Origin of the sequence: Devosia sp. LjRoot16 (assembly GCF_964252795.1) — a bacterium.
Taxonomy (GTDB): Bacteria; Pseudomonadota; Alphaproteobacteria; order Rhizobiales; family Devosiaceae; genus Devosia_A.
Genome location: NZ_CAXUPH020000004.1, coordinates 533,299 through 552,925, shown reverse-complemented (window position 1 = coordinate 552,925; position 19,627 = coordinate 533,299). Strand labels below are relative to the sequence as shown.

The window sequence follows — 19,627 nt, the reverse complement described above, 5'->3', positions numbered from 1 at the left end:
GTCCCCCTCCCCCGCCACGCGGGGGAGGATCACGGAGAGGCCGGTGCGTGTCCCGACTGAGGGTCACGCAATCACCTGCACAGCTTGCCCGAGCACGTCCCACTTAGGCTCCACCCCCAGCCCCGGCGCATCGCTCGCCGTCATGAACCCGTTCACCCGCTTCGGCGCACCATCGGCGATCGACACGGTGACGTAGGAGTTGAAGTCGGTCGCCGTGAAGCAGAACTTCTGCGGCGTCGAGCGGGCGAGGTGCGCGATGGTGGCGGTGACGATGTCGCCGCCCCAGGTGTCCTCGATGGTCATCGGGATGCCCGAGGCGACGCAGAGGTCGCGCATCTGCCGCGCCTTGGTGAGGCCGCCGACCTTGCTGATCTTCAGGTTGATGACGTCGAAGGCGTCTTCGGAAATCCCCTTCACCAGATCACCGACCGTGCCGATATTCTCGTCGAGCACGAAGGGCAGGCTGGTGCGGCGGCGGATCGAGACGCTCTCCTCGTAGCTCATGCAGGGCTGCTCGATATAGACATCGAGATCACGGACGGCGTTCACCACCCGCGCCGCGTCGGCCATGGTCCAACCGGTATTGGCGTCGGCGACGAGGATGTCGGTCTCGGCGAGGATTTCGCGACAGGCCCGGATGCGCCGGATGTCGTCATTGGCATCGCCGCCGACCTTGAGCTGGAACTTGGTGTAGCCCTCGGCGCGATAGCCGGCGATCTTCTCGGCCATGACCGCCGAGTCTTCCTGGCTGATCGCCCGGTAGAGCGCGATTCTTTCCTGCTCGGCCCCGCCCAGGAGCTTATAGACCGGCAGCCCCGCGACCTTCCCCAGAATGTCCCAGCAGGCGATGTCGATCGGCGCCTTCACATAGGGGTGGCCGCGCAGCACCGCATCCATGTGATGGTTGAGCGGCCAGAGATCGGTCGGGTCATGCCCGATCAGCTTGGGGCCGATCTCGGCGATGCCGGCCCGCACCCCCTTGGCGTAGGAGGGGAGGTACGCCGAGCCGAGCGGGCAGCACTCGGCATAGCCGGTGATCCCGGCATCGGTCTCGACCGCCACCACGGTCGAGTCGAACACCTCCATGAAGTTGCCGCCACTCCAGTTGTAGCGGCCCTCGCGCAGCGGCAGATCGACCTGGTAGACTTTGATGGCAGTGATTTTCATTCAGAAGGCCCCCTCACCCGGATTGCTGCGCAATCCGACCTCTCCCCCAAGGGAGAGGTGTTGCTGTGGCTCGATCTTGCCCGACCACCACCTCTCCCTTGGGGGAGAGGTCGGCGCGTAGCGCCGGGTGAGGGGGCCTTTCTTTCGGTCCATCGCTCACACCAGCGAGAAGCCGTGGGCGAAGGGGTCGCGGTCGTCGATATAGATAGTGTTGAGGCCGGTCTGGCGGGCCCAGCCGGCGATCGAGGGGACGATCCCGTCATAGTTGCCCACCTTCACCGCGCGCTCGACCCGGCCGTTGAACACCGAGCCGATGATCGACTCGTGGTTGAAGGCGTCGCCGACCTTGAGCTTGCCGCGGCCATACCATTGCGCCATGCGCGCCGAAGTGCCGGTGCCGCAGGGCGAGCGGTCGATCGCCTTGTCGCCGTAGAACACCGCGTTGCGGGCGGTGTTGGCGGCATCGGTCGGCTTGCCGGTCCACAGGATGTGGGTGCAGCCCCGAATGTTGTCGTTCTCAGGATGGATGAATTCATAGCGCTCGTTCATCGCCGTGCGCAGCGCCGGGCTCCAGCGGAGGAGGTCGCCGACCGAGACGTCGGCGATGTCGGAGAAATTCTCCTGGGCGTCGACGATGCAGTAGAAATTGCCGCCATAGGCCACGTCGACCTTGAGCTGCCCGAGCCCCGGCGCCTCGATCTCGAGGTCGGTGGAGTGGAGGAAGCTCGGCACGTTGGTGATGCGGACCTTGTCCACATACTCGCCATCCATGGTGTACTCGGCCACCACCTTGCCGGCGGGCACATCGAGGTTCACCACGCCTGGCGTCTTCGGTGTCATCAGCCCGTTCTCGATCGCCATGGTCACCGTGCCGATGGTGCCGTGGCCGCACATGTAGAGGCAGCCTGAGGTCTCGATGAACAGGATCGCGATGTCGCAATCCTCGCGCGTCGGCGGGTAGAGGATCGAGCCCGACATCACGTCGTGGCCGCGCGGCTCGAACATCAGCCCTTTGCGGATCCAATCGTGGTTGGCGAGGAAATCGGCGCGCCGCTCCATCATCGTGTTGCCCTTGAGCAGCGGGCCGCCGCCGGCGACGAGGCGGACAGGGTTGCCGCAGGTGTGACCATCGATGCAGGTGAAGATATGCCGGGACATGGAAAGGCTCGTTCTAGAAGCGTTGCGGAGAAAAGGGCGTGAGGTCGAGAGACGGCGTGGCGCCGGTGAGGAGTTCCGCCACCAGCTTGCCGGTACCGGCCGATTGCGTCAGGCCGAGATGGCCGTGCCCGAAGGCATAGACGATGTTGCGCGATTGGCGCGAGAACCCAATCGCCGGCAGGCTGTCGGGCAGCGACGGGCGAAACCCCATCCACTGCTTGCCGCCGGTGGTCACAAGACCGGGCATGAAGGTTGCCGCCTTCGTCAGCATGGCGTCGGCGCGCTTGAAATTGGGCGCCAGCTTCAGTCCGCCCAGTTCGACCGCACCACCGACGCGGATGCCACTGGCGAGCGGCGTCACAACGAAGCCGTGGCCGCCGAACACCAGCTGGCGCTTGAGGTCAAAACTATAGCCGGGGAGCGTCGTGTTGTAGCCGCGCTCGGTCTCGAGCGGGATGTCGTCGCCAAGCGCCGCCGTCAGCCGCTTCGACCACGCCCCGCCCGCCACCACCACCTTCCGGGCGCGCAGCGAACTGCCGTCACTGAGCTGGATGACCACGCCATCGCCCTCGGGCCGCACCTGCACCACCTCGGCCTGGCGGAAACTGGCGCCGCGCGCCATGGCCGCCTGGCCCACCGCAACCGCGTAGTCATAGGGGTCGCTGACCGTCTGCCACTTCGGAATGAAGGTGGCGCAGGTGATGCGCGGCGACAGCCCCGGCTGCAGTTCGCTGAGCTCGGCCCCCCGCACATGGCGGAATTCGATGCCCTCGGCTGATTTGGCTGCGTCGTCCCGCGCCGTCTTTTTGAGCTCGTCTTCGCTCTCGTAGAGTTCGAGCACCCCGTCGCGGCGGATCATGCCGTCGAGGCCGGCGCTGGCGACGAGCGCTTCCAGTTCGGATCTGGCAACCCGCATCATGGCGCTCTGCGCCTTGAGGCTTGCCGCCACCTTGTCGGGCCAGCCGGCGCGCCAGAAGCGCAGCAGCCAGGGGGTGATCTGCGGCAGATACTCCGGCCGGACGGTCAACGGGCCCAGCGGATCGCTCAGCCAGCGCGGCAGCTTGCCGAGGACGCCCGAGGTCGCCATCGGGATCACGTCGGAAAAAGCGAACGCCCCGGCATTGCCGCGGCTGGTCTCCTCGGCAATGCCCTTGCGGTCGATCAGCACGGCTGTCCGCCCCGCTTCCTGCAGCTTGAAGGCGGTGGAAACGCCGATAATGCCGGCGCCGATAATGGCGACGTCGATGCTGGTCGTCGTGGTCAAGTCAGGTGGCCTTTGGGCTTACTGTGGAGGTTTCGGGGAGGTGCATTCAGCTGCCGAGATAGGCCTGGACGATCGAGGGATCGGCACTGAGTTGCCTGGCTTCGCCCTCGAGGCGGATGACGCCGCTCTCGAGCACGTAGCCGTAATGGGCGAGCCGCAGCGCCAGCCGGGCATTCTGTTCGACGAGGAGGATAGTGGTGCCGGCTTCATTGAGCCGCTTCACGATCTTCATCGTCTCGAGCACCAGCTTGGGCGCGAGGCCCATCGAGGGCTCGTCGAGCAGCAGGATCTTGGGGCCATGCATCAGCGCCCGGCCGATGGCCAGCATCTGCTGTTCGCCGCCCGACAACAACGAACCGTCCGAGTTGGCCCGTGTCCTGAGGATCGGGAATTGCGCGAATACCTGTTCGAGCCGATCCTTCCTGAGCGTCGCGTCTTTCACCGTGAAGGCGCCGAGCTCGAGGTTCTCGCGTACACTGAGGCCGCGCAGCACATGCCGCCCCTCGGGCACATGCACCACGCCGGCCCGCGCGATCTGGTGCGCTGGCATGCCGGTAATGTCGTTGCCCTCGAACAGCACCCGGCCGGCCTTGGCGCGGACGAGGCCGGAGATGGTCTTGAGCGTCGTGGTCTTGCCGGCGCCGTTGGCGCCGAGCAGCGTCACGATCTGCCCGCGCTTCACCTCGAGGTCGATGCCTTTGACCGCATCGATCTTGCCATAGGCGCTGGCAATGCCTTCGAGCTTGAGCATCACATCAGAGGTCAAGTGCGTCCTCCTCGACACCGAGATAGGCTTCGATCACCCGCTGGTTGGATTGGATTTCCTTGGGCGTGCCCTCGGCGATCATCACGCCGTGGTCGAGCACGCTGACCCGCTCGGAGAGGCGCATCACCAGCCCGGTATCGTGTTCGATCAGGAGGATGCAGATATCCCGCTCGTTGCGGATGCGGCGAATGAGCTCGATCAGCTCTTCCTTCTCGCCCGAGGTCAGCCCGGCGGCCGGCTCGTCGAGCAGCAACAGCCGCGGTGTCGTCGCCAGGGCTCGCGCGATCTCGACGCGGCGCTGCCAGCCATAGGGCAGGGTGGTCGCCTCGCGCTCCCAGCCTTCGGTGATGCCGACAAAGCTCAGGCACTCCTCGGCGATCCGCCGGATTTCGGCTTCCTCGCGCCGTTGCGAGGGCAACCGCAGGATCGCATCGATCACTCCGGCGCGGGTGCGGCTGTGCTGGCCCGACATGACGTTTTCCAGCACCGTCATCTCGCGGAACAGCCGCACGTTCTGGAAGGTGCGGGCGATGCCGAGTTGCGTCACCTGATGCGGCTTCATCCGCAGCGTCTCGGTGCCGTCGAGCCGGATCGAGCCCTGCTGCGGTTTGTAAAAGCCGGTGATGCAGTTGAACAGCGAGGTCTTGCCCGCCCCGTTCGGCCCGATCAGGCTGACGATCCGGCCGGCGGGCACACTGAAATCGACTGCGTCGAGCACCTTCGATCCGGCAAAGCTGAGGTTGACGCCCTTGAGGTCGAGGAGGCTCATCGCTTGCTCCTCGCCGGCCAGATGCCGCTCGGCCGGAACAGCATGATGAGCAGCAGGCCCACCGCGAAGATCAGCAGCCTGAGATCGCCGAAGTCGCGCAGCAGTTCGGGCGCGAGGATGACGATGAAGGCGCCGAGGATGACGCCCGGGATCTTGCCCATGCCGCCCAGGATCACCGCCATCAGGATCAGCACCGATTGCCGGAACGAGAAGCTTTCGGGCGAGATCGCCCCGAGATTGGCGGCAAAGAACGCTCCGCCGATCGAGCCGTAGATGGCGCCGACCACATAGGCGGCGAGCTTCACCTTCACCCGGTTGATGCCCATCGCCTCGGCTGCGTCTTCGTCGTGCCGGACATAGAGCCAGGCGCGCCCGAGCCGCGAGTTGGCGAGCCGCACCGAGGCGATGACGCCGAGGATCGCGAGTGCGCAGAACACATAGTAGAAATCGAGCGGCGTGCGGATGTGCCAGCCGAACAGCCACGGCGAGTCGATGCCGATCAGCCCGCTGGCGCCGCCGGTTTCACGCAGGTTCCGCGCCGTGATCCGCACGATCTCGCCGAAGCCCAGCGTGACGATGGCGAGATAATCGGAGCGGAGCCTGAGGGTCGGGGCCCCGATCACGATGCCGGCGACGATGGCGAGGAGGACGGCCAGCGGCAGCGCCAGCCAGAAGTTGAGCCCGAAATGCAGCGTGGTGATGCCCACCGTATAGGCGCCGACGGCGAAGAACGCCGCAAAGCCGAGGTCGAGCAGGCCGGCATAGCCGACGACGATGTTGAGCCCCAGCGCCAACAGCACATAAAGCAGCGCGTTGGTGAGGATCACCGTGCCGTAGGAGCCGAAGATGTAGGGCGCCACGGCCATGGCGACGAGGATGACGGCGATCGCCGCATAGCGCTTCTGTGGCGTATCGAGCAGCGTTGCCAACCCGCCCCAGGCACTTGGTCGTTCCGGGAATTGCGCCATCACATGCGCTCCTGCTCGGGCTTGCCCAACAGCCCGGTCGGTTTGAACACCAAAACGAGAATGAGGACGGAGAACGAGAACACGTCCTTCCACTCGCTCCCCACCCCCGGCAGCTGTGTGCCGAAACTCTCGAGCAGGCCGAGGATCAGCCCGCCCAGCATGGCGCCGGGGATCGAGCCGATGCCGCCGATCACCGCGGCGGTGAACGCCTTGAGCCCGATCAGAAAGCCCATGAAGTACCACAGCGACCCGTAATAGGCGCCGGCCATCGAGCCGGCCGCTGCTGCGAGCGCCGAGCCGAGGAAGAAGGTGATGGCGATCACCGCATTGACGTTGATGCCCATCAGCCGGGCCATGTCCTTGTCGACCGATACGGCGCGCATGGCGCGGCCATACTGGGTGCGCGACACGAACAGCTCGAGCGCCAGCATCAGCGCGGCGGCGACGCCGACAAGGATCATCTGGTTGTAGCTGATGAAGAGGTTGCCGAGCTTCACCCCGCCGAAGCCGAGCGCCGCGCCGAAGGGCACGTACTGCCCCTTGGTCAGCGTCAGCATGCCGTTCTGCAGCACCAGCGACACCGCGAGCGCCGTGATCAGGATGGAGAGGCGCGGCGCCGACAGCATCGGCGCGTAGGCGACGCGCTCGATGACCACGCCGAGAAAACCGACGGCGATCATCGCCAGCACCAGCGACACCGCGACGCCCAGCCAGCCGGGCCCGAGATAGGGCGCGAGGAACGACAGCACCAGGAAGCCGGCAAAGCCGCCCACCATGTAGAGCTCGCCATGGGCGAAGTTTAAGAGCTTCACCACGCCGAACACCATGGTGTAGCCGAGCGCCACCAGCGCATAAAACGAACCGAGCACGATGCCGTTCAGCAACTGGTTCGTGAAGATGTCGAAGATGCTCACCCGCCACCTCGCCCTTGGGTCAGTCTCGCCCTGAGCGGACCGGCACCGGAGCGCCGATCCGCGATTGGGTCAGGTGGTTACTGCGCCAGCGTCCAGGCGCCGCCCTTGCCTTCGAGCACCACGAAGTTGGAGCGCGCGAGGGTCTTTTCGGGGGTGAACGAGATCGGGCCCGAGATGGTCTCGGTGAAGTTGGCGCCCTGCAGCGTCTCGATCACCTTGGCCGAGTCGGTGGTGCCGGCGGTGTTGAGGGCCCAGGCGAGCAGCTTCATCGCGTCGTAGCTGAGCGTCGAGTAGGGGCCCGGCGCGGCGCCGAACTGCTTCTGGTAGGCCTCGGCGAACGCCTTGGCTTCCGGCAGGAACTCGGCCGTCGGGTTGGAGAAGGCGATCACGCCTTCGGCCGCCGGGCCGGCGATCTTGAACAGTTCCGGCGAGTTGGAGCCATCGCCCACCGCGATCAGCCCCTGGTAGCCGCGCTCGCGCAGCTGGCGGATCAACAGGCCACCATCGGCATAATAGGCGGTCCAGAACACCGCGTCGGGGCTGGCAGCCGTGATCGCGGTGACCACCGCCGAATAGTCCTGCTCGCCCTTGTTGGTGACTTCGAAGTTGGTGACCGTGTTGCCGGCCGCTTCCCAGTTCTTCTTGGTCAGGTCAGCCAGGTCCTGCGAATAGGCATCGCCCTGGTTGATGATGGCGATCTTCTTGATGCCCTTGGCGTTGAAGTACTCGATCGCCTTGGCCACCTGGTCATTGCCGGTCGAGTTGATCATGAAGGCGTTGCCCGGGTTCTCCGGGATCAGCTTGGTCGAGTTGGCCGCCGGAATGATCAGCGGGATCTTGGCGTCGCCGTAGATCTTGAGCGTCGGCACCGTGGCGCCCGAGCAGTAGCCGCCCACGACGCCGACCACGCCGGAGGCCGCCAGCTTGCTCGCGGCATTGACTGCCAGCTGCGCGTCGCAGCCGTCGTCGCCGATGGTCGAGGTCAGCTGCTTGCCCAATACGCCGCCTGCCGCGTTGATCTCGCCGATCGCGAGGTTCACGGCATTGGCCATGTCCTGCCCGTAGGTGGCTTCCGATCCGGTGGTGGGGACCATAATGCCGATGGTCAGCGTATCCTGCGCCATCGCTGGTACGCCGAGCACGATGGCGAGTGCGAGGCCTGCTGCGGTTTTCATGACATTACGCATGTCGTTCCGTCTCCCTTGTCCTCAGATGCATCCTTGCATGCACCTTGTCGGCACAATGCAGCCGCGTTAACATTTCGTCAATTGGGGGCGAACAGGAGCCGGATGATGAGTGGATCCGCACGCGAGACGGCCGGGTTTGCGCCGCGCGTCAAAGGTTCGGGCGTCCAGAAGGTCTATGAGCAGCTGAAGGCCTCGATCCTCGATCTGTCGCTGGAACCGGGCGCGCCGCTCGACGAGGTCTCGCTCGCCGAAACCTTCGGCATGTCCCGCACCCCGGTCCGCGAGGCGCTGGTGCGGTTGGCTGCCGAAGGGCTGGTGAGCCAGCTGCCCAACCGCAACACCATCGTTGCGCCGATCGATTTCGGCGCCCTGCCGGTGTATTTCGAGGCCTTGACCCTGATGTACCGGGTGACCACCAGGCTCGCCGCCGGCGCCCGCACCCGCGCCCATCTCGAGGTCATGCGCGTCCACCAGGCGGCCTATGCCAGGGCGGTGCGTGAAGGTGACGTGCTCGGCATGATCGGCCACAACCGCAACTTCCACGCCACCATCGCCGAAGCCGGCGGCAATCCCTATTTCACCGGGCTGTTCACCCGCCTGCTCGATGAGGGACGCCGCATCCTCAGGCTCTACTACTACAAGAGCTTCAACGACCACCTGCCGCGCAAGTATGTCGACGAGCACGACGCCCTCGTCGCGGCCATCGAGGCCGAAGACGCCGAGCTCTGCGACCGCCTGGCGGCCGAGCATGCCAGCCAGATCGTCGCGCAGATCCAGCGCTACATCGCCGTCGACCGCACCCGCGAACTGTCCCTCGCCAGCGGGGCCTAGCCGAGGCCCCGGCTCCTCCAGTGTGGAACCCTCGGCGGACCGACCCGTTACCGGGGGGAACCAAGGCGGAGTGGTCGCATGACTGGATATTCGCTGAATAGACGCATGTTCGTCACGACGGGGCTTGCGGGTGTCATGGCCTCAACCCTCTCTATCGGGTCGTTGGCAGAGGAGGCGAAGTTGGAAGCGAACGAGGCAACATCAGAGGTCACTTCGAAAGACGGGACCCGTATCGCCATCAGCCGCTCGGGCCAGGGCCCAGCCCTCATTCTGGTCGGCGGCGCGCTGAGCGACGGCTCGGGCGCGGCCCCGCTGGCGAAGCTCCTCGCCCCGCGCTTCACCACGGTCACCTTTGATCGGCGGGGCAGGGGCAAGAGCGGCGACACGCCACCCTACGCGGTGGAGCGCGAGATCGAGGATATCGACGCCATCATCGAGGCGCTGGGCGGCACGGCATTCATTCACGGCCACTCGTCGGGCGCGGTGTTGTCGCTCGAAGCCACGGCAAAGCTCACGGGCAAGGTGACAAAGCTCTCGCTCTACGAGCCGCCCTTCATCACCGATGGCACTCGTCCGCCGCCGCCGGCTGACTTTGCGGCCCACATTGACGAGCTGATCGCCGCCAACCGCCGCGGCGATGCAGTCGAGTATTTCCTCGTCGAGGTGGTTGGCACGCCCGCCGAGGCCATCGCCCAGATGCGATCGGCGCCCGCCTGGCCGGGGCTCGAAGCCCTGGCGCACACCCTCGCCTATGACGTTGCGGTCCTGGGCGACAGGATGTCGGGCAAGCCGCTCGCATCAGGGGCATGGGATGGCGTCAGCATCCCGGTGCTGGTGATGGATGGTGGCGCCAGCCCCGAATGGATCCGCAACTCGGCTCGTTCGGTTGCCGGCCTGCTGCCCAGTGCCGAGCACCGCAGCCTCGAGGGTCAAACCCACAACGCTGCTCCCGAAGTCGTCGCGCCCGAGCTCGAGCGCTTCTTCCTCGGCTGAACCGCTACTCCGCGGCGAGCCGCATCGCTACCTGAGGGGCGAAGAGCGGCGTGCCGTTGGAGAGCTGCAGCGTCGTGAGTTCGCAGCCAAACACCTCGCGCACCAGCGCGATATCCAGCACCTCGGCCGGAGCGCCACACGCGGCGCGCCGGCCTTCGGACATCACCAGCACCTGGTCGGCATAGAGCGCCGCGAGGTTGAGGTCATGGAGGATGGCCACCACCGCGCCGCCGGCTGCCGCAAAGCCCCGCGCGATCTCCATCACCAGCAACTGGTGCTTGATGTCGAGGCTCGAGACCGGTTCATCCAGCAGCAACAGGCGCGGCAACCCCTCGAATACCGGCTGCCACACCTGGCACAGCACCCGCGCCAGTTGTACCCGCTGCTGCTCGCCGCCTGAGAGGCTCTGGTACATCCGGCCGCCGAACCCCGCGAGGTCGACTCGCCGCAGCGCCGCTTCGACCACCGCCTCGCGTTGCGCCGGCAGCACGCCGAGCCCCGCCGACAGCCCCAGCCGCACCACTTCACGCACCGTGAACGGGAAGCTCAGCACCGAGGCTTGCGGCATCACCGCCCGCATCGTCGCCGCCGCCCGTGGCGGCAGTGTACGCAGGGGCTGGCCGTTCAGCGCGATCTCGCCCTGGTGTTCGAGCTCGCCGCTCAGCGCCTTCATCAGCGTGGTCTTGCCCGAGCCGTTCGGTCCGATGATTGCCAGCACTTCGCCGGCGCGCGCCGTGACGCCGACGCCTTCGACGATCGGCTTCCGTTCGATGGCGACGGAAACGCCGCGAACTTCCAGCACCAAGCTCACCATGCCAGCTCCCGCCGTCGCAGCAGGATCCACAGGAAGAACGGCCCGCCCACCGCCGCGGTGACGATGCCGATCGGCAGCTCCGCCGGGGCGACGATGGTGCGCGCCACCGCGTCGGCGACGAGGAGGAAGGCGGCGCCGAGCAGCGCCGAGGCCGGCAGCAGGTACTTGTGGTCCGGCCCGATCACCAGCCGCAACAGGTGCGGCACGATGATGCCGATAAAGCCGATGCCGCCGCTGACCGCCACGGCCGCTCCGGTGGCTGCCGCCACCGCGACGATGGCGATGCGTTTGAGCCGCTGCACCGGGATGCCCAGGTGCATCGCTGTCGCCTCGCCCAGCGTCAGGGCGTTGAGCCCGCGCGTCAGCAGCATGCAGCAGAGCACCGCAATGAGGATGATCGGTCCCGACGCCTGGACCTTCTGCCAGTTCGAACCGGCGAGCGAGCCCATGCTCCAGAAGGTGAAGTCGCGCAGCTGCGAGTCGCTGGCGAGGAACACCATCACCCCCATCACCGCATTGGCGAGCGCCGCGATGGCGATGCCGGCGAGCAGCATGGTGGCGATCTGCGTCTCTGCGCCGCGCGTCGCCACCTGGTAGAGGATCAGCGTGGTGACGAGGCCGGTGACGAAGGCGGAAATCTGCAGGCTGTAGATGCCGAGGATTGCCGTCAGCGGTGCCAGCGCCGTACCACCGAGAACGATCATCACTACCGCGCCGAGGCTGGCGCCGGACGACACGCCCACCAATCCCGGGTCGGCCAGCGGGTTGCGGAACAACCCCTGCATCACCACGCCGGAGACCGCGAGGCCAGCGCCGATCAGGATGCCCAGCAGCAGCCTGGGCAGCCGGATATCGAGGAACACCAGTTGGTCGCGCAGCACCAGCGGATCGTCGGTGGCGCCCGCCATCCAAGCCGAGAGCAGTCGCGGCAGTGAGGCGTCCGAGGCGCCGGTCAGCAGCGCCAGCGCTGCCGCCGCAACCAGCAGCAGCACCAGCCCGACCAGCGTCAGCTGCGCCAGTCGTGTTCGATCCCCGGCAACCGGACTGGCGAGTTCGGCCGTCATTGCGGTGGTGGTCAAGGCTGTGGCACCCGGTCGCCGTAAAGCTCGTGCGCCAGCGTCAGGATCGCCTTGGGCGTACGTGGCCCGAAACCGAGCATGAAGGCCCCGTCCACCTTCAACAGGCGCCCCTGCTGCAGTGCCGGCGACGCTGCGAGCGCCGGATTGGCCGCGAGGTCGGCGGAAAAGTCTCCGGCGCCGGAATTCTGCATCATCACCACAAAGTCGGGGTTGGCGGTGATCAGCGCTTCATCGCTCAGCGTCTGGTAGCCATGCATCTCGGCCAGCGGGTTGATGCCGCCCGAGAGCGCGATGATGCCGTTGGCCGCGGTGCCCGAGCCGGCGGCGCGGATCTTGCCCTCCTGCACCGAGATCACGAACAGCACGCGCTTGCGTTCGGCATCGGGGATCGCGCTCGTCGCGGCTTCCGCTGCTTTCAGCTCGGCGTCGAGCGTCGTCGCCAGCGCCTCGGCCTTGTCGGTGACGCCGAGCGCTTCGCCGACGGCGCGCACCTTGGCGAGGATGCCCTGGTGGCTGAAGTCCTCCGGCACCGTCACATAGGGGATCGAGCCCTTGGAGAGCACGTCGAGCGCCTCCGGCGGCCCGCTGCCATCCACCACCAGCAGCGCCGATGGGTTCACCGACAGCACGCCTTCCGGCGACAGGGCCCGCATATAGCCGACATCCGGCAGCCCCATCGCCTCGGGCGGGAAGATACCGGTGGTATCGCGGGCCACCACTTTGCCTTCCTCGCCCAGCGCGTAGACGATTTCGAGCAGCGAGCCGCCGATCACCGCCACCCGAGACGGGTCGGCGAACGGCGTGATTTCAGCGGCCAGGGTGGGGCCGGCAAGCCCACCGAGCGCGGCGAGGGTCAGCAGAAAGCGGGGGAGGCGCATGGGGAACCCTTAGGCTGCAGTGGATTGGTCGAGCTGGGGCAGGCCTTCGATCAGCGTGCGCCAGGCGGCGCGTTCATCCACCCCTTCCTGGCGCTGGCCGAAGAACTGGATGATGAGCTTGTTGTCGGCGCCGAACGCCTCGATCGAGGTGACGTGCCCATCGGCGGTGGGTTTGCGCACCGCCCATACCTCCTCAATCTGGTCGGCCCTGAGATGGAGGTGGAAGGTCTCGTCCATGACGTTGATCCACGGACCCATGGCCTGCACCTTTTCGATCGGGCCCGAGTGGATCTGGATGCAGCCGCGGCTGCCGACGAACGCCATGATCGGCAGCCCGCTGCCCGCCGCGCGCTCCAGCATGGCGCTGGCAGCGTTGGCGGCCAGCGGCCAGGCATAGTCGCGATCGATAGTCTTCAGCGCCTGGTGCCGGGACAGGTTGAGCCGCTTGAGCATCGGGAAGAACTGGTGCGTGTCGGTCAGCCCCTGCCACGCCTCGCGCAGTTGCGCGGCGCTGGCCTGGGCCGCGGCGGTGTTCACTTCGCTGTCGTCGAGTTCCCGGATCTCGAGCGTCTGCAGCTGTTCGTCTGCCCTGAGGGTCTCGACCAGTGCCTGATAGGCGTCGAGGTTTGTCGCGGGCTGGCAATGCACCTTGTGCACTGCGGTGCCCGCCGCGTCGAAGAACTGCAGCGAGCGCCGTACCGCACCTTCCTTGTCCGACTTTTCGACGGCGTAGGCCGAGGCCCAGTGCGTCGGGAAGATGCGCAGGTCGATCTCTTCGCCCAGGACGATCGAGGCGTGCTGGCCGAAGCGGGTCTTCTCGAATACCCCGATCTTTTCGTGCACGGCGTGCTCGTTGCGCGTCAGGCACATCACCTCGCCCAGCGCCGGGGCGGCGGCGAGGAACGCCTCGACATCGGGGCGCAGCCGCACGCTGCCGGCGCCGACGAAAGCCGCCACCAGCTCCGCCTCGGAGATTTTCTGGATCCGCGCGAAATCGCGCTCCCGCATCTCGGGGTGCAGCGCACGCAGGCGGCGGATTTCCTCGGGCAAGATCTTCTGGCGGGCTTCGGGCAAGATGCGGCGTCCTCTTTCACTGCTCTGTGGCGCCGGCTCCGTTTCGCCGCGCCTGTCACTTAAATCTTGACAGTCAATATCAGGATTTATAAGCCACGCAATAGTGGAGTGATAGAGTCATGTTTTTGAACCCGCTCCGCCATGCCAGCCAGCATCTGCCAGCCAGTGCATGTTCCCGACGCCGGCAGCAGCCAGGCGTCCGTCATTGAATGGAGAAGGAAATGGGGCTGGTGGCACGTAACGCCGCGATCTTGCTTGGCGGCGTCGCGTTGGGGACGAGCTTTGGGGCAGGGGCTGCCATGGCGCAGTCTGGCGGGACCAACTCGCAGTTCGTCACGTTGCTTGAACGCATCGTCGTCGGGGCCGGCAAGGCCAAGGTGGCGATCGATACGCCGCAGGCGGTAACCGTGGTCGACCAGGCCGATATCGACCAGAAGCAGGCCGGCACCATCGGCGAGATTCTCGACGACGTCCCGGGCGTCACCATGATCGGTTCCGAGCGCGTGCTCGGCGAGAGCTTCAACATCCGCGGCATCGGCGCCGCCGAGACCTCCGGCGACGAGGCACGCATCATCCTCACCGTCGACGGCGCGCGGAAATTCTACGAACAGTACCGCATGGGCTCGTTCTTCTCCGATCCCGAGCTCTACAAGGCAGCCGAAGTGCTGCGCGGCCCGGCGTCATCGACGCTCTATGGCTCCGGCGCCTTCGGCGGCGTCATCAACTTCACCACCAAGGACGCCTCCGATTTCATCAAGGACGGCAAGACCGGCGCCGTGCGCCTCAAGGGTTCCTACACCTCGAACGGCAACGGGACGCTTGTCTCTGGCATCCTGGCGCATCGCATCAACGAGACCTTCGAGGTGCTGGCCGCCGGCAACTTCCGACGCTCTGATATCGTCGACCTCGCCAATGGCAGCGAATTGCCAGGCTCTGAGTTTGCCGCCTGGTCCGGCCTTGTTAAGGGCACCATCCATCTCGATGCTGATCAGGTCGTCCGCCTGTCCTACCAGCGCTGGAACAGCGACGCCGACAAGCAGGATTATGCTCAGACCGGCACCATCCCGATCACCGAGCCGACGAATTTCGGCCTGATCGACCGCACCGTCGACGACCAGACGGCGATCATCAGCTACGAGAACGAAGCCTCGGGCAACGACATGCTCGACCTCAAGGTCCAGCTGTCCTACTCCAACACCGCAGTGAGCCAGGAGAATCCGACCTCACCGGTGCCGAGCAGCATTTTTGTCGCCGATTACGGCTACCAGACCACCCAGCTCAACGTCGAGAACACCTCGACCTTTGCCGGCGCGGGCTGGGAGAACTTCCTCACCTATGGCGTTCAGGCGAGCCACCAGAACCGCGTCGCCGATCCACTCGTTGGCGATCTGATCACCACCCATCCGGAAGGCACCTCGTCGAGCATCGGCGTGTTCGCCCAGAGCGAGCACACCATTAACGATACGCTGACCGTGATTGCCGGCGCCCGCGCCGATTTCTCGACCCTCACCCCCAGCGAGACCGTCGTCGGCGCCAGCCCCAGCGAGGATGTCGCCACCTCGCCCAAGCTCGCTGCGCTCTACAAGTTCAACGAGAATTTCAGTGTCTTCGGTTCCGCCGCGCACACCGAACGCATGCCGACGCTGGACGAAATGTTCCAGTACCAGGGCACGCGTACGATGAACCCAAACCTCAAGAAGGAATACTCGGACAACTTCGAACTCGGCCTCGCCACCCAGGCGGACGACATCTTCACCGGCGGCGACAGCGTCGCCTTCAAAGCCACGGCGTTCCACAACACCATTACAGACGGCATCGCCTCCAACCCGATCCAGGCCAACGCTCCGTACTTCATCAACATCGCCGGCATGCGCATCTGGGGGCTCGAACTTGAAGGCTCTTATGACAGCGACGTGATGTTCGCCCGCCTCGCCTACACCTTCACCCGGGGCGTCTATACCGAGGATATGATCTCCTCCAATCCCACCCGCGTGCCACACATCTATGCCGGCGACGACGTGCAATCGATCCCGCAGGACAAGCTGGTGCTGACCGTCGGCGGCCGCGCCCAGGATCTCGACCTCGAATACGGCACCCGTCTGACGCTGGCCGCCAACCCGCTCACCGCGGCCACCACCGTTCCGCCGACGCCGATGCCGGAAGGCTGGGCCACCGTGGACGTGTTTGCCACCTGGAAGCCGCAGAGCGGCCAGTTCGAGGGCCTGGAAGCGACCTTCGGCATCGACAACCTGTTCAACGCCGACTACCGCGAGAACCTGTCGATGGACCGCTCGAAGGGCCGCACCTTCAAGCTCACGCTGGCCAAGCAGTTCGACTACTGACGACAACGGGGTTCCGCCGTCGGGCGGAACCCCTCGCACCTGAATTCAGTGCTGGTATGCGGTCGTATCCGGCCGCTTGTTGCGCGCCAGCACCGCGATCAATGTTGCGCTGAAACTGGCAGTCGGCGCACCCTCCCCCGTAAACGGGAGAGGGCCGCCGACTGCAACCTCCCGACCTACCGCCCGCGGCTGTTCCTTGAATCCTGGTCCAGCCGCAGCGGATAGCGCGTCGGGTGATGCGTCGAGAGCGTCAGGTTGAGTGGCCGCTCGTTGGCATCGAATGCCATCTGCTCCACCCCCAGCACGGCCGCCGGCGGTGGCAGCTCCAGCAGGCGGCTTTCCTCGGCATCGGCCAGCCGCGCCGACAGAATGGTGTGGCCGCGCTGCGGCAGCAGCCCATAGCGTCCGGCGAGCTCGGCATAAAGCGAGCTGTTCGGCACGGTCCAATCGAGTTCGAGAATGTCGGGCACGATCGCGGCAGGCATCCAGTCATGCGCGATGGCCACCGGCTGATCATCGATCAGGCGCAGGCGGCGCAGCGAGATCACCTGCTCACCTGCGCTGAGTTGCAGGGCCCGTGCCACCTCCTCTGGGGCGCCGACTTGCGCCGCCGTCAGCAGCCGGCTGCCCGGCCGTCGGCCATGCGCCACGGCGGTGGCGGTGAAGCTGCGCAGCAGTTCGAGCTCATACACCCCCTTGGGGCGGCCGGTTGGGTAGAACCCCTTGCCCGGATGGCTGCGCAGGTGCCCCTCGAGCACCAGTTCGGTCATCGCCTGCCGGATGGTGATGCGGCTGACGCCGTAGAGCTCCACCAGCTCGCGCTCCGAGGCGAGCTTGGCGCGGGGCGGGATGGTGCCGTCATCGAGCGCCCGCAGCAGGTGTTCCTTCACCTGCTTGTAGAGCGGTAGGGGATCGTCGCGCGTCACGCCGTTGGCCATGGCTTTGGGGTAACCGAACTGATTGCGCTTTGGAAGCGGGCGCCGCGCCCGCCGGCGAAACTTAGCCGTACGATTCCATCTTGCCTACCTATTATGACTGGATATGATCAGTTGCACTGAACGGGGGACGTCAGGGTGAAACTGGTCGTTGTCGGAGGGGGAGGGCTACGCGCCCCACTGTTCGTCGACTCGGCACTGCGCCGCGCCGCGCGGACCGGCCTCACCGAAATCTGCCTGATGGATGTCGACGCGGCGCAGCTCGAGCTGATCGGCGCTCTCGCCACTGAGCTGGCGCGGCGCGCTGGCGGGGCGGTGACCATTTCCACCACCACCGATGCCGAAACTGCCTTTGCCGGCGCCAGTTATGTGGTGACCACGGTGCGCCCCGGCGGCATCGATGGCCGCATTGCCGACGAGCGCATCGCGCTGTCGCATGGCGTGCTCGGGCAGGAGACCACCGGGGCCGCCGGCTTCGCCATGGCGCTGCGCAGTATCCCGACCATCCTGAGCTATGCCGAGACGCTGGCCCGGGTCAGTCCTGAGGCCTGGCTGTTCAATTTCACCAATCCGGCCGGGCTCGTCACCCAGGCGCTGCGCAATTCGGGCTACAGCCGCAGCGTCGGCATCTGCGACAGCGCCAATGGCGCGCAGACCGCCGTCGCCAAATGGTTGCGGTTGCCCGAGCGCTCGGTGCGGGCCGAGGTGTTCGGGCTCAACCACCTGTCCTTCACCCGCCGCGCCGAAGTGGCCGGCCGCGACGTGCTGCCCGACGCGCTGGCTGACGACCGTTTCCTCGCCGGCACGGTGCAGCGGGTGTTCGCGCCGCATGTGGTGCGTCGTCACGGCATGTGGCTCAACGAGTACCTCTATTACTACTACTACGCCGACGAGGCGGTGGCGGCCGGCGCCGCCGGGCCGACCCGCGGCGAAGAGATCCGCACCCTCAACCAGCGGCTGTTGCCACGCTTGCGCCAAGCCGAGCTGCTAGCCGACCCGGGGCAGGCGCTCGATGTCTATTTCGCCTACGAGCGCGAGCGCAGTGCAACATACATGCAGCATACCCATGACGACGCCGAGCCGGTCGCGGCGGTGGCGCAAAGCCATGATGGCGAAGGCTATGCCGGCGTAGCGCTCGACCTGATCGAGGCGCTGCAGGGCGGCACGCCGATCCGCACCGGGCTCAACGTCCCCAATGAGGGCGCCATCGCGGGCTTGCGCGACAGCGACGTGGTCGAGGTCAGTTGCGTGGTCGATCACCACGGCATCCGGCCGCAGCCGATCGGCGCCATGCCCGATGCGCAGGGCTACCTGGTGAACTCGGTGAAGCACTATGAGCGGCTCACTGTGCAAGCCGTGGCTGAACGGAGCCGCGCCCTCGCCGTGGAAGCGCTGGTGGCGCACCCGCTGGTGCTGTCCTACTCGCGGGCCGAGCCGCTGGTTGAGAAATTCCTCGCCGCGCACGCGGCCCATGTCGGGGAGTGGTTGTGATGCGCTCCGCCGATGTGCTGCTGACCGGCGAATACTATTGCGACCTGATCTTCGCCGGCCTGCCCGGCGTGCCGAGGCTCGGCGCGGAGCTGGTGGCGAGTGACCTCGCCGTATTGCCCGGCGGCACCTACAACATCGCCCTGGCGCTGACCCGGCTCGGGCTCGATACCCACTGGGCCGTGGACTTCGGCTCCGACCTGTTCAGCGGCCTAGTGCTGGAGCAGGCGGCGCGCGACGGGCTGAGCCCGTCGCTGTTCAACCGCCTCGACCAGCCGCTGCGCCGCGTCACCTCGGTGTTCTCGTCCGGCGGCGATCGCGGCTTCCTCACCTATGGCGATGGCGCCATCGTACCGCCGCCTGCCGGTACGCTCGATAAGGTCCGCCCCACCTGGCTGCTGCAGACCTTCCGCTTCGAGCCGGAATGGCTGGCTTTTATGCGCGCTGCCAAGGAGCGCGGAGCAAAGCTCTTCGCTGATTGCCGCGGCGGCGATTTCACCCTCGAAACCCCCGGAGTGCGCGAGTTCCTGAGCCTGCTCGATGTGTTCTCGCCCAATGAGGACGAAGCCATGGCGCTGACCGGCATGCACCATCCGGCGAAAGCCGCGGCGCAGCTTGCCGAACTGGTGCCGATCGTCGCCATCAAGCGTGGCGCCGCCGGCGCGCTGGTCAGCGACCGCGGCCGCTGGATCAAGGTCGCGGCCCCCGAAGTGGTGGTGAAGGACACCACCGGGGCCGGCGACACTTTCAATGGCGGGTTCCTCCTCGGGCTGTGCTCGGGGCGCTGCACCGAGGAGGCGGCCGAGCTCGCCGTGCTCGCCGGCTCGCTGTCGGTCACCGATTACGGCGCCTTGGCGGCCCCCACGCTGAACGCGCTCAAAAAATTCGCCGCTGAGCACGGCAGGGGAAAGATGTTTCTCGAAACAGCCTCGTAAGCTCGGCGCTATCTTAGTAGTGATTGTCTATAGGATTTGTAGAGAATAAACACAGACCACAGACA

At 66.3% G+C, this 19,627-nt stretch carries 18 protein-coding genes; 5 read left to right on the top strand and 13 right to left on the bottom strand.

What is annotated here, in order from left to right; translation table 11 throughout:
- Positions 1 to 63: 63 nt before the first annotated feature.
- The 8 genes from ACSQ23_RS20670 to ACSQ23_RS20635 all read right to left on the bottom strand — a co-directional run bounded on the left by ACSQ23_RS20670 (position 64) and on the right by ACSQ23_RS20635 (position 8,181).
- Entirely contained in the window at positions 64 to 1,167 is a 1,104-nt protein-coding gene (locus tag ACSQ23_RS20670; RefSeq protein ID WP_436091711.1) for a cis-3-hydroxy-L-proline dehydratase, read from the bottom strand.
- Positions 1,168 to 1,323: 156 nt separating this feature from the next.
- Entirely contained in the window at positions 1,324 to 2,325 is a 1,002-nt protein-coding gene (locus ACSQ23_RS20665; RefSeq protein WP_436091710.1) for a 4-hydroxyproline epimerase, read from the bottom strand.
- A 13-nt stretch (positions 2,326 to 2,338) separates the two neighbouring features.
- Positions 2,339 to 3,589, bottom strand: a complete 1,251-nt coding sequence (locus ACSQ23_RS20660) for an NAD(P)/FAD-dependent oxidoreductase (protein WP_436091709.1) — start codon at positions 3,587 to 3,589, stop codon at positions 2,339 to 2,341.
- A gap of 46 nt (positions 3,590 to 3,635) precedes the next feature.
- Positions 3,636 to 4,340 (bottom strand): ATP-binding cassette domain-containing protein, encoded by a 705-nt coding sequence (locus ACSQ23_RS20655; RefSeq protein ID WP_156387446.1) that lies wholly within the window; start codon positions 4,338 to 4,340, stop codon positions 3,636 to 3,638.
- A gap of 4 nt (positions 4,341 to 4,344) precedes the next feature.
- A complete protein-coding gene (locus ACSQ23_RS20650; RefSeq protein WP_436091708.1) occupies positions 4,345 to 5,124 on the bottom strand; it encodes an ABC transporter ATP-binding protein in 780 nt (259 codons plus the stop codon).
- Positions 5,121 to 6,092, bottom strand: coding sequence for a branched-chain amino acid ABC transporter permease (locus tag ACSQ23_RS20645; RefSeq protein ID WP_055884634.1), 972 nt, complete (start codon positions 6,090 to 6,092; stop codon positions 5,121 to 5,123). Before ACSQ23_RS20645 ends, ACSQ23_RS20650 begins: the two co-directional genes overlap by 4 nt.
- Positions 6,092 to 7,006, bottom strand: coding sequence for a branched-chain amino acid ABC transporter permease (locus ACSQ23_RS20640; protein ID WP_055884637.1), 915 nt, complete (start codon positions 7,004 to 7,006; stop codon positions 6,092 to 6,094). Before ACSQ23_RS20640 ends, ACSQ23_RS20645 begins: the two co-directional genes overlap by 1 nt.
- Before the next feature lie 77 nt (positions 7,007 to 7,083).
- Positions 7,084 to 8,181, bottom strand: coding sequence for a branched-chain amino acid ABC transporter substrate-binding protein (locus ACSQ23_RS20635; RefSeq protein ID WP_200940429.1), 1,098 nt, complete (start codon positions 8,179 to 8,181; stop codon positions 7,084 to 7,086).
- Between the two features lie 117 nt (positions 8,182 to 8,298).
- Here ACSQ23_RS20635 and ACSQ23_RS20630 point away from each other — a divergent pair, with 117 nt between their 5' ends.
- Together ACSQ23_RS20630 and ACSQ23_RS20625 are read left to right on the top strand one after the other, a co-directional pair.
- Positions 8,299 to 9,024, top strand: coding sequence for a GntR family transcriptional regulator (locus tag ACSQ23_RS20630; RefSeq protein ID WP_055997934.1), 726 nt, complete (start codon positions 8,299 to 8,301; stop codon positions 9,022 to 9,024).
- Between the two features lie 180 nt (positions 9,025 to 9,204).
- On the top strand, positions 9,205 to 10,017 hold the full coding sequence (locus tag ACSQ23_RS20625; RefSeq protein ID WP_436091707.1) for an alpha/beta fold hydrolase: 813 nt from the start codon (positions 9,205 to 9,207) through the stop codon (positions 10,015 to 10,017).
- 4 nt (positions 10,018 to 10,021) lie between these two features.
- Here the strand turns inward: ACSQ23_RS20625 and ACSQ23_RS20620 are convergent, their stop codons facing one another.
- From ACSQ23_RS20620 to ACSQ23_RS20605, 4 genes are read right to left on the bottom strand one after another with little or no spacing between them, the layout of a single operon-like run.
- Positions 10,022 to 10,819 (bottom strand): heme ABC transporter ATP-binding protein, encoded by a 798-nt coding sequence (locus tag ACSQ23_RS20620; protein ID WP_436091794.1) that lies wholly within the window; start codon positions 10,817 to 10,819, stop codon positions 10,022 to 10,024.
- 5 nt (positions 10,820 to 10,824) lie between these two features.
- Entirely contained in the window at positions 10,825 to 11,895 is a 1,071-nt protein-coding gene (locus tag ACSQ23_RS20615; RefSeq protein ID WP_436091793.1) for a FecCD family ABC transporter permease, read from the bottom strand.
- Positions 11,896 to 11,906: 11 nt separating this feature from the next.
- Positions 11,907 to 12,788, bottom strand: a complete 882-nt coding sequence (locus ACSQ23_RS20610; protein WP_436091706.1) for a heme/hemin ABC transporter substrate-binding protein — start codon at positions 12,786 to 12,788, stop codon at positions 11,907 to 11,909.
- 9 nt (positions 12,789 to 12,797) lie between these two features.
- Complete coding sequence (locus ACSQ23_RS20605; RefSeq protein WP_436091705.1) at positions 12,798 to 13,862, bottom strand: hemin-degrading factor; 1,065 nt, start codon at positions 13,860 to 13,862, stop codon at positions 12,798 to 12,800.
- A 230-nt stretch (positions 13,863 to 14,092) separates the two neighbouring features.
- On the opposite strand from ACSQ23_RS20605, the gene ACSQ23_RS20600 reads away from it, so the two are divergent.
- Positions 14,093 to 16,204 (top strand): TonB-dependent receptor domain-containing protein, encoded by a 2,112-nt coding sequence (locus ACSQ23_RS20600; RefSeq protein WP_436091704.1) that lies wholly within the window; start codon positions 14,093 to 14,095, stop codon positions 16,202 to 16,204.
- 176 nt (positions 16,205 to 16,380) lie between these two features.
- Here ACSQ23_RS20600 and ACSQ23_RS20595 read toward each other — a convergent pair whose 3' ends face one another.
- Positions 16,381 to 17,142, bottom strand: coding sequence for a GntR family transcriptional regulator (locus ACSQ23_RS20595; protein ID WP_436091703.1), 762 nt, complete (start codon positions 17,140 to 17,142; stop codon positions 16,381 to 16,383).
- Positions 17,143 to 17,277: 135 nt separating this feature from the next.
- Here ACSQ23_RS20595 and ACSQ23_RS20590 point away from each other — a divergent pair, with 135 nt between their 5' ends.
- Both ACSQ23_RS20590 and ACSQ23_RS20585 read left to right on the top strand, forming a co-directional pair.
- Positions 17,278 to 18,630 (top strand): 6-phospho-beta-glucosidase, encoded by a 1,353-nt coding sequence (locus ACSQ23_RS20590; RefSeq protein ID WP_436091702.1) that lies wholly within the window; start codon positions 17,278 to 17,280, stop codon positions 18,628 to 18,630.
- Positions 18,630 to 19,562: a carbohydrate kinase family protein gene (locus ACSQ23_RS20585; protein ID WP_055884657.1), complete on the top strand. Its 933-nt coding sequence runs from the start codon at positions 18,630 to 18,632 to the stop codon at positions 19,560 to 19,562. Before ACSQ23_RS20590 ends, ACSQ23_RS20585 begins: the two co-directional genes overlap by 1 nt.
- Positions 19,563 to 19,627: the final 65 nt, after the last annotated feature.